General features: G+C 67.6%; 14 protein-coding genes and 1 pseudogene. 14 read left to right on the forward strand and 1 reads right to left on the reverse strand.

The features are described 5' to 3' along the window. Positions 1–239: 239 nt before the first annotated feature. From rbfA to pnp, 4 genes and pseudogenes are all read left to right on the forward strand, one after another. Positions 240–707: pseudogene (gene rbfA / locus ABMY26_RS13800) on the forward strand (30S ribosome-binding factor RbfA); the annotation flags it as partial. A gap of 145 nt (positions 708–852) precedes the next feature. Continuing rightward, positions 853–1,791: a tRNA pseudouridine(55) synthase TruB gene (gene truB, locus ABMY26_RS13805; protein ID WP_372397846.1), complete on the forward strand. Its 939-nt coding sequence runs from the start codon at positions 853–855 to the stop codon at positions 1,789–1,791. 17 nt (positions 1,792–1,808) lie between these two features. Further along, positions 1,809–2,078, forward strand: a complete 270-nt coding sequence (rpsO, locus tag ABMY26_RS13810; protein ID WP_045581302.1) for a 30S ribosomal protein S15 — start codon at positions 1,809–1,811, stop codon at positions 2,076–2,078. Between the two features lie 363 nt (positions 2,079–2,441). After that, complete coding sequence (pnp, locus tag ABMY26_RS13815; RefSeq protein ID WP_372397847.1) at positions 2,442–4,553, forward strand: polyribonucleotide nucleotidyltransferase; 2,112 nt, start codon at positions 2,442–2,444, stop codon at positions 4,551–4,553. Positions 4,554–4,632: 79 nt separating this feature from the next. Here pnp and ABMY26_RS13820 read toward each other — a convergent pair whose 3' ends face one another. Then, positions 4,633–5,367 (reverse strand): SDR family oxidoreductase, encoded by a 735-nt coding sequence (locus ABMY26_RS13820; RefSeq protein ID WP_372397848.1) that lies wholly within the window; start codon positions 5,365–5,367, stop codon positions 4,633–4,635. Positions 5,368–5,785: 418 nt separating this feature from the next. Between ABMY26_RS13820 and ABMY26_RS13825 the strand changes: the two genes are divergently transcribed. The 10 genes from ABMY26_RS13825 (at position 5,786) to ABMY26_RS13870 (ending at position 13,684) form a co-directional block, all read left to right on the forward strand. Then, complete coding sequence (locus ABMY26_RS13825; protein WP_372397849.1) at positions 5,786–6,544, forward strand: heme ABC transporter permease; 759 nt, start codon at positions 5,786–5,788, stop codon at positions 6,542–6,544. A gap of 5 nt (positions 6,545–6,549) precedes the next feature. After that, a complete protein-coding gene (ccmD, locus tag ABMY26_RS13830) occupies positions 6,550–6,783 on the forward strand; it encodes a heme exporter protein CcmD (RefSeq protein WP_372397851.1) in 234 nt (77 codons plus the stop codon). Continuing rightward, entirely contained in the window at positions 6,780–7,244 is a 465-nt protein-coding gene (ccmE, locus tag ABMY26_RS13835; protein ID WP_372397852.1) for a cytochrome c maturation protein CcmE, read from the forward strand. The genes ccmD and ccmE overlap by 4 nt, the downstream gene beginning before the upstream one ends. A 7-nt stretch (positions 7,245–7,251) precedes the next feature. Next, a complete protein-coding gene (locus ABMY26_RS13840) occupies positions 7,252–9,258 on the forward strand; it encodes a heme lyase CcmF/NrfE family subunit (protein WP_372397853.1) in 2,007 nt (668 codons plus the stop codon). A gap of 13 nt (positions 9,259–9,271) precedes the next feature. Beyond that, positions 9,272–9,814: a DsbE family thiol:disulfide interchange protein gene (locus ABMY26_RS13845; RefSeq protein ID WP_372397854.1), complete on the forward strand. Its 543-nt coding sequence runs from the start codon at positions 9,272–9,274 to the stop codon at positions 9,812–9,814. Next, complete coding sequence (locus ABMY26_RS13850) at positions 9,814–10,299, forward strand: cytochrome c-type biogenesis protein (protein ID WP_372397855.1); 486 nt, start codon at positions 9,814–9,816, stop codon at positions 10,297–10,299. The genes ABMY26_RS13845 and ABMY26_RS13850 overlap by 1 nt, the downstream gene beginning before the upstream one ends. Further along, positions 10,299–11,693, forward strand: coding sequence for a c-type cytochrome biogenesis protein CcmI (gene ccmI / locus ABMY26_RS13855; RefSeq protein ID WP_372397856.1), 1,395 nt, complete (start codon positions 10,299–10,301; stop codon positions 11,691–11,693). The genes ABMY26_RS13850 and ccmI overlap by 1 nt, the downstream gene beginning before the upstream one ends. Positions 11,694–11,722: 29 nt before the next feature. Further along, on the forward strand, positions 11,723–12,559 hold the full coding sequence (locus tag ABMY26_RS13860) for a shikimate 5-dehydrogenase (protein ID WP_372397857.1): 837 nt from the start codon (positions 11,723–11,725) through the stop codon (positions 12,557–12,559). A 125-nt stretch (positions 12,560–12,684) separates the two neighbouring features. Next, positions 12,685–13,260 (forward strand): Smr/MutS family protein, encoded by a 576-nt coding sequence (locus ABMY26_RS13865; RefSeq protein ID WP_372397858.1) that lies wholly within the window; start codon positions 12,685–12,687, stop codon positions 13,258–13,260. A 25-nt stretch (positions 13,261–13,285) separates the two neighbouring features. Further along, positions 13,286–13,684, forward strand: coding sequence for a helix-turn-helix domain-containing protein (locus ABMY26_RS13870; RefSeq protein ID WP_372397859.1), 399 nt, complete (start codon positions 13,286–13,288; stop codon positions 13,682–13,684). The last annotated feature ends 14 nt before the right edge of the window (positions 13,685–13,698 follow it).

The following is a 13,698-nucleotide window of genomic DNA, read 5'->3' on the forward strand; positions in this document are numbered from 1 at the left end:
TGTTCGGTTCGCCCGGCCCCATCCGGTTTACCACCGGAGCGGGCCGGGCGGATTTCTTCGCTTGAAAGGGCGCGGGATCCGTCCTGCGCCCTGTTCCTATGGTGCAGTGATCTCCGCAACCCAGCCCATGACCATGCCCTGGCTGGCATGAGTGGGGTTGGACGGACAGCTCCCATATGTGTGATCGGCCGGAGAGCTGAAGCAGCCCCGGCACAAGACATCGACGAAAGACATCGACCATGGCCAGCAAGAAGCGCGGCGCGTTCACCGCCGGCAAGCCCCCGTCCCAACGGCAACTGCGCGTCGGCGAGGAACTGCGCCATGCGCTCGCCGACCTGTTCCGCCGCGGAGACTTCCACGATCCGGAGCTGGCCTCGCTGAACGTCACGGTCACCGAGGTCCGGATCAGCCCGGATCTGTCCAACGCCACCGTCTTCTACAGCACTCTCGGCGGCGAACGGATGGAGGAGGCCCAGGTCGCGCTGCGCCGCGCCGCCGCCTTCCTGCGCGGGCAGGTCGCGCGCATGGTCAATCTGCGCCACGCCCCGACGCTGAGCTTCGAAGCGGACACCTCCTTCGACTACGCCCATCACATCGACAACATCCTGCACAGCCCGGAGGTCGCCCGCGACCTGAGCGGCCACCCGCTGGGCCGCGTCAATGGCGACGACGACCATGACGAGGATGAGGACGATTCCTGGGACGAGGATGAGGAGGACGACCTCGAGGCGGACGACGATGCTGACGACACCGCTCCCGACGAGGCCGAGGACGACGATCACGACGAGGATCGCGCGATGCTCGACGACGAAGACAAGGGCGAAGCCGAGGACGAGAGCCGGGGCGGCCGTCGTGGCTCGTAAGCGCAAGGGGACGCCGATCCATGGCTGGATCGTGCTGGACAAACCGGAGGGCATGACCTCCACCCAGGCGCTGTCCAAGGTGCGCCGCCTGCTGAACGCCGAAAAGGCCGGCCATGGCGGCACGCTCGACCCGCTGGCGACCGGCATCCTGCCGATCGCGCTGGGCGAAGCGACCAAGACCGTCTCCTATGCCATGGACGGCGCCAAGACCTACCGTTTCACCATCCGCTGGGGCGAGCGCACGACCACCGACGACCGCGAGGGCGAGGTGATCGACCGGTCCGACTTCCGCCCCGCGACGCAGGCGATCCGCGACGCGCTTCCTGCCTTCCTGGGCGAGATCCAGCAGGTGCCGCCACAGTTCTGCGCCATCAAGATCGATGGCGAGCGCGCCTACGACATCGCGCGCGAAGGCGATGCGGTCGATCTGGCCGCCCGCACCGTGCGCATCGACCGCTTCGAACTGGTGGAGGAACCCGACGCCGACCATGCGATGTTCGAGGTCGATTGCGGCAAGGGCACCTATGTCCGCTCGCTCGCCCGTGATCTGGCGGAAGCGCTGGGAACGGTCGGCCATGTCGGTCTGCTGCGCCGCCTGCGCGTCGGCTCCTTCACGCTGGAGCGCGCGATTTCCCTGGACGAACTGGCCGCCATGGATCAAGGTGCGGCCGTCGAACGACTTCTGTTACCGATCGAGACCGCGCTGGACGACATCCCGGCGCTGGCCCTGACCGAGACGGAAGCGCACCGACTGAGGCATGGCCAGACGGTGGCTCTCCTCACCCGGCAGGACCGTGAACGCCTGATGGCGATCCAGGGACCTGACGGTGGGGATGGCACCGTCATTGCGCTTTTCGGCGGAACGCCGGTGGCGTTGGCCCGTGTCGAGGGGGCGGAGGTCCGTCCGGTGCGCGTGCTCAACCTCTGAATATTTAGGAGACCCCGATGTCGATTACGCCCGAGCGCAAGCAGGAGCTGATCAAGGAATATTCGCGCGGTGAGGCCGATACCGGCTCGCCCGAGGTTCAGGTCTCGATCCTGACGGAGCGGATCAGCAACCTGACCGAACACCTGAAGAGCCACAAGAAGGACTTCCACTCCCGCCGTGGTCTTCTGGTGATGGTCGGCCAGCGTCGCCGTCTTCTTGACTATCTCAAGAAGAAGGACAATTCCCGCTACGCCACGCTCATCGAGCGTCTGGGCCTGCGTCGCTGATCGGCCATCGCTGATCGGTACGCCATTCCCGTGACGGTATTGGATCCCCTGGCCGGCCGCCGGCCGGGGGAGTCCAAGCTGGATGCGCAGGGCCATCAGGATTTTCGTCCACCTGTATCGTTTCGGAACATCTCATTGGTTACTGGCAATAGAAACTCGATCTTGAGCGTTTCGTGACGGACAGGCCGGCCCGTTTATTCGGGGACCGGCCTTTTTTGCATCCGCCGCGCCTCTATCTTGATTCGCTTATTCCTGTTGTCGAGCTCCATATCTCCATTTTTCTCGCGGGGTCCTACGACCGATGGCCCCGGCCTTGGGCGGCAATCCGGCCGTTGCAGGGTGTCGGATGGAAGGAAAGAATCCATGTTCACTGTTCATCGCAAAGAAATCGAATGGGGCGGGCGCAAGCTGGTCCTGGAGACGGGCAAGATCGCCCGCCAGGCCAATGGCGCGGTTCTGGTGACCTACGGGGACACCACCGTCCTGTGCACCGCCGTCGCCGCCAAGGCGCCGAAGCCGGGCATCGATTTCTTCCCGCTGACCGTCAATTACCAGGAAAAGGCTTTCGCGGCCGGCAAGATTCCCGGCGGTTTCTTCAAGCGTGAAGGCCGTCCGACCGAGAAGGAAACGCTGGTCAGCCGCCTGATCGACCGCCCGATCCGTCCGCTGTTCGCCGACGGCTTCCGCAACGAGACGCAGGTCGTCTGCACGGTGCTGAGCCATGATCTGGAGAATGATCCGGACATCGTGGCGATGGTCGGCGCGTCGGCCGCGCTGACGATCTCCGGCATCCCGTTCCTGGGTCCGATCGGCGCCGCCCGCGTCGGCTACAAGAACGGCCAGTACATCCTGAACCCGACCATGGACGATGTCGACGACAGCGACCTGAATCTGGTCGTCGCCGGCACCGTCGATGGCGTGCTGATGGTCGAATCGGAAGCCAAGGAGCTGACCGAAGAGGTCATGCTGGGCGCCGTCATGTTCGGCCACACCAACTTCCAGCCGGTGATCGACATGATCATCGACCTGGCCGAGGACGCGGCCAAGGAGCCGTGGGACCTGCCGGAGCCGGCCTATGACCGCCCGGCCCTGAAGGCCCGCCTGCGCGCCACCGTCGGTTCGGACGTCGAGGCTGCCTACACCGAGACGGTCAAGCAGTCGCGTTACGAGAAGGTCGGCGCCGCCAAGGCGAAGGCCCTGGAGACCCTGGCCGAGGAATTCGACGCCCAGTCGATCGGCTTCGAGTTCAAGGAGCTGGAGGCCGACATCCTGCGCGGCGCCGTCCTGAAGACCGGCCGCCGCATCGACGGCCGCGACACCAAGACCGTGCGCTCGATCGTGTCGGAGGTCGGCATCCTGCCGCGTGCCCACGGTTCGGCCCTGTTCACCCGCGGCGAAACCCAGGCGCTGGTCGTGACCACGCTCGGCACCAGCCAGGACGAGCAGATCATCGACGCGCTCGAAGGCGAGTACCGCGAGCACTTCATGCTGCACTACAACTTCCCCCCGTACTCGGTGGGTGAAGCCGGCCGCATGGGCAGCCCGGGCCGCCGCGAGATCGGCCATGGCAAGCTGGCATGGCGCGCCATCCATCCGCTGCTGCCGAAGAAGGAGGACTTCCCCTACACCCTGCGCGTGGTGTCGGAAGTCACCGAGTCCAACGGCTCCTCCTCGATGGCCACCGTCTGCGGCACCTCGCTGTCGCTGATGGACGCCGGTGCGCCGCTGGCCCGTCCGGTCGCCGGCATCGCCATGGGCCTGATCAAGGAAGACCACGGCTTCGCCGTCCTGTCCGACATCCTGGGCGACGAGGATCACCTCGGCGACATGGACTTCAAGGTGGCCGGGACGGAAGTCGGCGTCACCGCGCTGCAGATGGACATCAAGATCACCTCGATCACCGAGGAGATCATGAAGATCGCGCTGGGCCAGGCCAAGGACGGCCGCCTGCACATCCTGGGCGAGATGTCGAAGGCGCTGACCGGCGCCCGCGAAGGCGTCAACGAGAACGCCCCGCGCATCACCGTGATCAACATCCCGAAGGAGAAGATCCGCGACGTGATCGGCTCCGGCGGCAAGGTGATCCGCGAGATCGTCGAGCAGACCGGCGCCAAGATCGACATCGACGACGACGGCACCGTCAAGGTGTCGGCGGTCGACCAGAAGAAGTCGGACGCCGCCATCGAGTGGATCAAGGGCATCGTCGCCGAGCCGGAGATGAACGTCGTCTACACCGGCAAGGTGGTGAAAGTCGTCGATTTCGGCGCCTTCGTGAACTTCCTGGGCTCGCGCGATGGCCTCGTCCACATCTCCGAACTGGCGCAGCAGCGCGTCGGCAAGGTGTCGGACGTGGTTTCGCAGGGTGACTCGGTGAAGGTCAAGGTCATCGGCTTCGACGACCGTGGCAAGGTCAAGCTGTCGATGAAGCAGGTCGATCAGGCGACCGGCGAGGATCTGACCAAGAAGGCGGAGTGATCCGTCCCGCCCGGTTCGGGTAGTGGAAAGGCCCCGGTTCTCAGGAACCGGGGCTTTTTCTTTGCCGCCCGTGGAAGCGTCAGCGCCCGCCGGACACGTCGAGGATCGCCCCGGTCGTGTAGGACGCCGCATCGCTCAACAGCCAGACGATGGCCTCGGCCACCTCCTCCGCCCGGCCGGCCCGGCCCAGGGGCGCGTTGACACCCAGACGCTGGGCGCGACCGGGTTGCCCTCCGCTGGCGTGGATGTCGGTGTCGATCAGACCGGGACGAACCGCGTTGACCCGGACGCCCTGCGGTCCCAATTCCTTCGACAGCCCGACCGCCAGCGTGTCGAGCGCCGCCTTCGAGCCGGCATAATCGACGTATTCGAAGGGTGAACCGAGCCGGGCCGCGGCCGAGGACACCAGGACGATCGATCCGGCCCCACGCGGTGCCAGCCGGCGCGCGCTCTCGCGTGCGCACAGATAGGCGCCTAAGACGTTCACCTCGAAAACGCGGCGCATGCGCTCGGCCTCCATCTCGGCCAGGGTACGGGAGGGGGCGACGATGCCGGCATTGACCACCACGCCGTCGAGCAGCCCGAGTTGCTCTTCCGCCGCCTGGAACATGCCGATGACGTCGGCTTCGACCGCCACGTCGCCACGCAGCGTCACTGCCCGACCCCCGGCGGCCCGCACCGCATCGGCCGTTTCACGGGCAGCTGCTTCGTTGCCGACATAGTTCACGCCGACCGACCAGCCCCGGGCACCGGCCAGCAGCGCGGCGGACCGGCCGATGCCACGCCCGCCGCCGGTGATAAGGATGGTCTTCATGAGGTCCTCCCTTGGTTGAGCCGCGATCCTCGGACACTATGCCCGGGCGGCCGGGCCGGACAACGCAAACCGATCGTCCCGACCGTTGCGTTCCACTTCGGCCCGGTCACGACAGGCGCGGGCGGCTGCAGGCGGATCGCCAGGAAAGGAAGGCTACGACAATGGAAGCCACAAAAAAGTGACACCGGCGATGGGATTAAAACGTCTGCCGCCGGCGTCCACACCGCGGGAACGGCGAGCGCTCCCCGGGTTCCCGGCCGCCTCATACCTTGGTGTCAGAGTCTGAACGAACGGCCGCGCTTCCTGACCGAGATCAAGGCGAAACCCCTCGCAGTCCGCCATACATGCGCTTATATCGTCCGCAAGCCTGACCAAGGTCGTCCGTAGCCAAGGTCATCCGTACCGGGGCCATCGTCCTATGCACCGTTTCGCCAACCCCGCCCGCTTCCTGCGCCTGTCAGCCGTGCTGCTGCCGTGGTGCGCCGGAGCGACCGTGATCCTGACGATCCTCGGGCTATGGTTCAGCCTGTTCGGCTCGCCGCCGGACTATCAACAGGGCGAGACGGTGCGGATCATGTACATCCATGTGCCCGCCGCCTGGATGAGCCTGTTCGTCTACACCAACATGGCCATTGCCGCCGCGGTGGGGCTGGTATGGAAACATCCGCTGGCCGACCTGTTCGCCAAGGCCGCCGCCCCCATCGGTGCCGGCTTCACCTTCGTGTGCCTGGTGACCGGGTCGCTGTGGGGGGCGCCGATGTGGGGCACCTGGTGGGTGTGGGACGCGCGGCTGACCAGCGTGCTGATCCTGTTCTTCCTCTATCTCGGCTACATGGCACTGGTGAACGCCTTCGACGATCCGCAGCGCGGCTTGAAGGCCGGCAACGTCCTGCTGCTGGTCGGCATCGTCAACGTGCCGATCATCAAGTTCTCGGTCGACTGGTGGAACACGCTGCACCAGCCGGCCAGCGTGGTGCGGATGGGCGGCCCCAGCATCGATCCCAGCATGCTGGCGCCGTTGCTGGTGATGGCCGGCGCCTTCACCGCCTATTTCCTGGCGGTCGTCCTGCTGCGGGTGCGGACCGAGATCGCCCAGCGCAAAATCCAGACGCTGCGTCTGGCGGTTGCCGGCGGCGGAATCGCCGGCGATGGAGCGGCAGACGGGATGCGGGGGTAAGGACGATGAACGAGTTTCTCCATATGGGCGGCTACGCCGCCTATGTCTGGCCGGCCTACGGCATCGCGGCGCTGGTCCTGCTGGGCCTGCTGGTCGCGACCTGGAAGGGGCTGCGCAACGCCGAGGCGACGCTGAAGGCACTGGAAAATTCCCGCCCGGCCCGGCGCCGCCCCCGCAACGCCGGCCGCAAGCCGGCCGACCAAAGCGCCGGAACGCCGGCGGAAGCGAGCGAAGGATGACCCGCAAGAAACGCCGCCTCTACATGCTGGGCCTCGCCCTCCTGGGGTTGGGCACGGCGACCGCCCTGGCGCTGACCGCCTTCCAGGACAACATCGTCTTCTTCTACAGCCCCAGCCAATTGCAGACGCAGCAGGTCGGCGACCGCAACTTCCGCCTGGGCGGGCTGGTCGAGGATGGCAGCGTGCAGAAGCAGCCGGACGGTGTCACCACCGCCTTCCGCGTCACCGACACCGCCCACACGATCGACGTCCGCTACCGCGGCCAGCTGCCCGACCTGTTCCGCGAAGGACAAGGCGTGGTGGCCGAGGGCCGGATGACCGGCGGCGTCTTCGTCGCCCGCGAGGTGCTGGCCAAGCATGACGAGAACTACATGCCGCCCGAGGTGTCCGAGGCGCTGAAGCAGGCCGGCGTCTACAAGAACCCTGCCGAATCCGCGACCAAGACCGCGAAGAAGGAGTAGCGGGACCGTGATCCCCGAACTCGGCCATTATGCGCTGGTGCTGGCGCTGTTCGTGGCGCTGGTGCAGTCCGTGCCGCCGCTGGTCGGCGCCGCCACCCGCAATGCAGCCTGGATGAACGTCGCGGTGCCCGCGGCGCTCGCCCAGATGCTGCTGGTGCTGCTTGCCTACGCCGCGCTGACCTGGGCGCATGTGGTGTCCGATTTCAGCGTGCTGAACGTGGTGCAGAACAGCCACTCGGCCAAGCCGATGCTCTACAAGGTGTCGGGCGTCTGGGGCAACCACGAGGGCTCGATGATGCTGTGGATCGTCATGCTGACGGTCTTCGGCGCTGCCGTGGCCCTGTTCGGCCGCAACCTGCCGCCGACCCTGAAGGCGCGGGTCCTGGCGGTCCAGGGGCTGATCGGGGTCGGCTTCCTGCTGTTCATCCTCGCCACGTCCAACCCCTTCATCCGCGTGGTGCCGGCACCGCTGGACGGCAACGACCTGAACCCGCTGCTGCAGGATCCGGGGCTGGCCTTCCACCCGCCCTTCCTCTATGCGGGATATGTCGGCTTCTCCATGGCCTTCTCCTTCGCCGTCGCGGCATTGATCGAGGGACGGGTCGATCCCGCCTGGGCGCGCTGGGTGCGGCCCTGGACGCTGGCCGCCTGGTCGACCCTGACCATGGGCATCGCCATGGGCTCCTGGTGGGCCTATTACGAGCTGGGCTGGGGCGGCTGGTGGTACTGGGACCCGGTGGAGAACGCATCCTTCATGCCCTGGCTGGCCGGCACCGCGCTGCTGCACTCCGCCATCGTGGTGGAGAAGCGCGACGCGCTGAAGAGCTGGACCATCCTGCTGTCGATCGTCACCTTCTCGCTGTCGCTGATGGGCACCTTCCTGGTGCGCTCCGGCATCCTGACCTCGGTCCATGCCTTCGCGGTCGATCCCAAGCGCGGCGTCTTCATCCTGGTGCTGCTGGCCATCGCCACCGGCGGCTCGCTGCTGCTCTACAGCCTGCGGGCGCCGTCGCTGAAGGCCGGCGGCCTGTTCGCGCCGATCAGCCGCGAGGGTGCGCTGGTGCTGAACAACCTGCTGCTGTCGACGGCGACGGCGACGGTGTTCATCGGCACGCTCTATCCGCTGTTCCTCGACATTCTCAATCTGGGCAAGGTGTCGGTCGGCGCCCCCTTCTTCAACGCCACCTTCGTACCGGTCGCCATCCCGATGATCGTCGCCATGGTGGTCGGTCCCTTCCTGTCCTGGAAGCGGGCGGATCTGGCGGCGGCGCTGAGCCGGCTGTGGATCGCCGGCGTCGCCGTCGTGATCGCCGTGGCCGTCACCGCCTATGTCAAGGCGGGCGGCGGCCCGCTGCTGGCGCTGGTCGGCGTGGCACTCGCCGCCTGGGCCTTCGTCGGCTCACTGGTCGAGTTCGCCGAGCGCATCGGCCTGTTCCGCACCTCGTTCAGGAACAGCTGGAACCGTGCGGTGCATCTGCCGCGCAGTGCCTGGGGCATGACCATCGCCCATGCCTGCATGGGCCTGTCCATCCTGGGCATGACCGGGACATCGGCCTGGCAGACCGAGTCCATCAGCGCGATGAAGCCGGGCGACCGTGCCGCCGTCGCCGGCTACGAGTTCCATTTCGACAGCGTCGGGCTGGTCGACGGTCCGAACTTCAAGGCGGAGCGCGGTGTCTTCACCGTCACCGAGAACGGCCGGTTCGTCGCGACCCTGACGCCGGAGCGCAGGAGTTACAGCACCACCCGGATGACGACGACGGAATCCTCCATCCACACCACGGTCTTCTCCGACCTCTATGTGGCGCTGGGCGATCCGACGCAGAACGGCACCGCCTGGATCGTCCGCATCTACCACCACCCGCTGGTGCCGTGGATCTGGATCGGCGGCGTCGGGATGATGCTGGGCGGGCTGGTCAGCCTGACCGACCGCCGCTTCCGCATCGGCGCACCGGAACGCCGCCGGGCAGGCGGCAAGACCGGCGGCAAGATTGGCCCGCTTCCGGCCGAATGAGGACCAAGACACCATGCGCCGCCTTCTGTACCTGCTGCCCTTCCTGCTGTTCATCGGGGTGGGCATCGCCTTCTATCTCGGGTTCCAGCGTGACCCGCGCGACATCCCGTCGGCCCTGATCGACAAGCCGGCACCGACCTTCGACCTGCCGCCGATACAGGGCCAGCCCGCCGCCACCAGCGGTTTGTCCTCGGCCAAGCTGACGGGCGAGGTGACGCTGGTGAACGTCTTCGCCTCCTGGTGCATCCCCTGCAAGGCGGAGCATCCCGTCATCACCCGCCTGTCGCGCGAGCAGGGAGTGACGGTCTTCGGCATCAACTACAAGGACAAGCCGGAGGACGCGCTGACTTGGCTGTCGCGCAACGGCAATCCCTATGCCGCCGTCGGCGCCGACCTGGATGGCCGGGTGTCGATCGACTGGGGCGTCTACGGCGTGCCGGAAAGCTACCTGATCGACCGCCAGGGCCGGATCCGCTTCAAGCATGTCGGCCCGCTGACCCCGCAGGTGGTGGAGGAGCAGATCCTGCCCATGGTCAAGCATCTGAGGCAGGGCTGATGAAACGCATCCTTCACCCTGCCCTATTGGCTGCCGCCCTGCTGGCCCTGCCGGTCTCCCTCCCCGCACTGGCCGTCCAGCCCGACGAGGTGCTGCCCGATCCGGCGCTGGAGTCCCGCGCCCGCGCCATCAGCCAGGAGCTGCGCTGTCTGGTCTGCCAGAACCAGTCGATCGACGACAGCAACGCGCCGCTTGCCCGCGACCTGCGGGTGCTGGTGCGCGACCGGCTGAAGGCCGGCGACAGCGACACCAGGGTGATGGAGTACGTCACCGACCGCTATGGCGACTATGTGCTGCTGCGCCCGCCCTTCAAGGCGACCACACTGGTGCTGTGGGCCGGACCCTTTGCCGTGCTGCTGTTTGGCGCCATCGGTACCTTCCTGTTCCTGCGCGGACGGCGTGGCGTCGCCGCCGGCACCGACACCGCTCCCTTGAGCGCGGATGAGCGGCGGCGGCTGGACGCCCTGCTGCGGAAAGACGACTGATGCTGTTCTGGATTTTCGCCGCCGTCCTGACCGCGGCCGTGCTGCTGCTGATCGTGCCGCCGCTGCTGCGTTCGGCCGGATCCGCCCCGGACCGTGAGGACTTCGACCGCGAGGTCTATCGCGACCAGCTGGACGAGCTGGAGCGCGACCGTGCCCGCGGCCTGATCAACGACGCCCAGGCCGAAGCCGCCAAGGCGGAGATCGGGCGCCGGATGCTGGCGACCGTGGAGAAGGGCGACGCAGGGAGCACCGCCCCGGCGACGACGCGCAGCGCGCGGGTGCTTGCCATGCTGCTGGCCCTGGTGCTGCCGGTCGGCGCACTCGCGGTCTATGGGACGTATGGCAGCCCGGATCTGCCGGCGCAGCCGCTCGCGTCCCGCAACCTGGAACAGGAGCGCGGCGGCCCGCCGAAGACCGTGCTGGCGGCGATGGACAAGCTGAAGGCCCAGCTGGCCGAGAATCCCGGCGACCTGCAAGGTTGGCTGATCCTGGGCCAGGCCTATGCCAAGATGGGGCGCAACGCCGACGCAGCCGACGCGCTGCGCCATGCGGTCGCCCTGAACAAGGACGATGTCGAGTTGCAGGGGCTGTTCGGCGAGACGCTGGTTTCCGCCAACGACGGCATGGTGCCGGAAGAGGCGGCGATGGCCTTCGACGCCGTGCTGGCGAAGGAACCCAAGGACCCGCGCGCCCGCTTCTTCGCCGCCCTCGCCCGCTTCCAGGCCGGCGACCAGAAGGGCGCGCTGGAGCGCTGGAGCGCATTGCTGGCGGAGTCCCCAGCCGATGCACCGTGGGTTCCGGTGCTGCGCGACCAGATCCGCGAGGCCGCGGTGGCGCTGAATCTCGACCCCGCCACGGTGACGCCGCAGCCGCTGCCGGCGGCATCGAAGGATGCCGGGCCGGTGGCGGGGCAGTCTGGCCAGGGGCAGAACGGCCAAGGCCAGGACGAGATGATCCGCGGCATGGTTTCCAGCCTCGCCGCAAAGCTGGACGCCGATCCTTCGGATATCGACGGCTGGCTGAAGCTGGCCCGCTCCTACGGCGTGCTCGGCGAGCCGGCCAAGGCGTTGGAGGCCGCCCGCAAGGCGCGGGAACGGGCGCCGGAGCGTGCCGACGTGCAGGTCGCCTATGCCAATGCGGTGTTGCAGACCCAGCCGCGCAACGAGACGCCCAAACCCCTGCCGGAGGAGGCCACCGCGGCATTGAGACAGGCACTGGAAGCGGAGCCGGAGAACAAGGACGCCTTGTGGCTGCTCGGCCTCGACGCGATGATGTCAGGCCGCAAGGACGAGGCCGCCACCCATTGGGGCAAGCTGATCGCCCAGTTCAAACCGAGCGACCCGGAATACACCCTGTTGAAGGGACGCCTGGATGCGTTGAAGGCGGGCGGCTGACCCGCGAAAGCCGGCAAGGAGAGGCCCCGTTGCCCCACAGGATCGACAGAGACACCCGTCTGTGCATCTCGCTCTCGGGCCGTCCGAGCAACATCGGCACACGGTTTCACAATCACCTCTACGAGGCCCTCGCTCTCAACTACGTCTACAAGGCGTTCACCACCGACGATCTCCCCGGCGCGATCGCCGGCATCCGGGCGCTGGGCATCCGCGGCTGCGGCGTATCGATGCCCTTCAAGGAAGCCTGCATCCCCTTCCTCGACGATCTCGATCCATCGGCTGCCGGCTTGCAGTCGGTCAACACCATCGTCAACGACACCGCAGCCGATGGCCGTAGCCTGCTGCGCGGCTACAACACCGACTATCTCGCGGTCCGCACGCTGCTGGACCGCCACGACGTTTCGCCCGGCCTTCCCTTCGCACTGCGCGGCAGCGGCGGCATGGCACGGGCCGTCCTGTGCGCGCTGCGCGATTCCGGCTTCACCAACGGCACGCTGATCGCCCGCAACGAGGCGACGGGGCGACGGCTGGCCGACGAATACAGTCTGCCCTGGCAACCGGACACGACCGGACTCGCCGACGGGTCGTTGCTGGTCAACGTGACGCCGCTCGGCATGGCCGGGGGTCCGGACGTCGACACCCTCGCCTTCGAACCGGCGCTGATCGCGACCGCCACCCAGATATTCGACGTCGTCGCCATGCCGGCGGAAACCCCGCTGATCCGTGCCGCCCGCGAGGCCGGCAAGCCGGTCATCACCGGTGCCGAAGTCATCGCCTTGCAAGCGCTCGAACAGTTCGTTCTCTACACCGGCGTGCGCCCGAGCGACGAACAGGCCGCAGCGGCTGCGGCCTATTCGCGAGCCTGATCGGGGCAGCTTTTCGCCCGTGCCCTTTTTCTTCGCGCTGCAGCAACACACATTGACAGGGGCACGCCAACCGGCTTTATCGGTTGGCCGCCCCGTTTCCAGTATCCGCAGAAGGTTCCGCGCCGATGACCCGCAGACGACTGCCCACGCCCGACGAGCGGCGCCTGTGGCGGATCGCCATGCGCGACGCCGAACCGATGCCCGGCCGCCGGATCGAAAGCGAGCCGGAGCCGGTGGCGACCATGGCGGAGCTGGTGGAGGAACCGGTGGCGACCAGCCTCGCCCCACCGCCGAGCGCACGCCGCCATCCCTCACAGCCCGGTCCGGTCCGGCCGGTGCACCCGCCGCTGACGCCAGGGTCGACCGCCAACATCGACCGCCGCACCGGCGACCGCTTCCGCCGCGGCGAGCTGTCCATCGACGGACGCATCGACCTGCACGGCATGAACCAGGCGCAGGCGCACCACGCGCTCGCCGGCTTCGTCCACCGTGCCTGGAACGAGGGGCGCCGCTGCGTGCTGGTCATCACCGGCAAGGGCAGCTTCGGCAGCCTCGGCGTGCTGCGTCAGGCGACGCCCCGCTGGCTGGCGGATCCGGCCCTGCGCCCAATGGTGCTGGCGATCCAGCCGGCCCAGCCCAAGGACGGCGGCGACGGCGCGCTCTATGTCTTGATCAAACGGCGGCGCGACCGTAAGGACTGAGTCCCACTCAACCCAGGGACTTCCCATGACCCCGTTCGGCGTACGGGTCCGGTCGCTGCGCGACGCCAAGGGCGTGACGCTGAAGCAGATGGCGACGGACCTGTCCATCTCGTCCGCCTATCTGTCGGCCCTGGAACATGGCAAGCGCGGCCAGCCCTCGCCGCAGCTGGTGCGGCAGATCTGCGCCTATTTCGGCATCATCTGGGACGAGGCGGAAGATCTCGAACGGCTGGCGGATCTGTCCCACCCGCGGGTGACGGTCGACACCGGCGGGCTCAGCGCCAAAGCGACGGAGCTGGCCAACCGGCTGTCGGAACGGATCGCCGACCTGGACGAGGAGCGCATCGAGGCGCTGCTGGCAATTCTGGACGCGGTGCCGCCGAGGAAGGGCGTGCGGCGCCGGTCGGGGGTGCGGCGGCGGTAGGTTTGTGGTGGGAG

Source organism: Azospirillum sp. HJ39, assembly GCF_041507355.1.
Taxonomy (GTDB): domain Bacteria; phylum Pseudomonadota; class Alphaproteobacteria; order Azospirillales; family Azospirillaceae; genus Azospirillum; species Azospirillum thiophilum.

What these genes read in the sequence shown, in the direction of transcription:
- rpsO (WP_045581302.1), top strand. Translation starts at nt 1,809, where the DNA reads ATGTCGATTACGCCCGAGCGCAAGCAGGAGCTGATCAAGGAATATTCG.
- pnp (WP_372397847.1), top strand. Translation starts at nt 2,442, where the DNA reads ATGTTCACTGTTCATCGCAAAGAAATCGAATGGGGCGGGCGCAAGCTG.
- ABMY26_RS13820 (WP_372397848.1), bottom strand. Translation starts at nt 5,367, where the DNA reads ATGAAGACCATCCTTATCACCGGCGGCGGGCGTGGCATCGGCCGGTCC.
- ABMY26_RS13825 (WP_372397849.1), top strand. Translation starts at nt 5,786, where the DNA reads ATGCACCGTTTCGCCAACCCCGCCCGCTTCCTGCGCCTGTCAGCCGTG.
- ccmD (WP_372397851.1), top strand. Translation starts at nt 6,550, where the DNA reads ATGAACGAGTTTCTCCATATGGGCGGCTACGCCGCCTATGTCTGGCCG.
- ccmE (WP_372397852.1), top strand. Translation starts at nt 6,780, where the DNA reads ATGACCCGCAAGAAACGCCGCCTCTACATGCTGGGCCTCGCCCTCCTG.
- ABMY26_RS13845 (WP_372397854.1), top strand. Translation starts at nt 9,272, where the DNA reads ATGCGCCGCCTTCTGTACCTGCTGCCCTTCCTGCTGTTCATCGGGGTG.
- ABMY26_RS13850 (WP_372397855.1), top strand. Translation starts at nt 9,814, where the DNA reads ATGAAACGCATCCTTCACCCTGCCCTATTGGCTGCCGCCCTGCTGGCC.
- ccmI (WP_372397856.1), top strand. Translation starts at nt 10,299, where the DNA reads ATGCTGTTCTGGATTTTCGCCGCCGTCCTGACCGCGGCCGTGCTGCTG.
- ABMY26_RS13865 (WP_372397858.1), top strand. Translation starts at nt 12,685, where the DNA reads ATGACCCGCAGACGACTGCCCACGCCCGACGAGCGGCGCCTGTGGCGG.
- ABMY26_RS13870 (WP_372397859.1), top strand. Translation starts at nt 13,286, where the DNA reads ATGACCCCGTTCGGCGTACGGGTCCGGTCGCTGCGCGACGCCAAGGGC.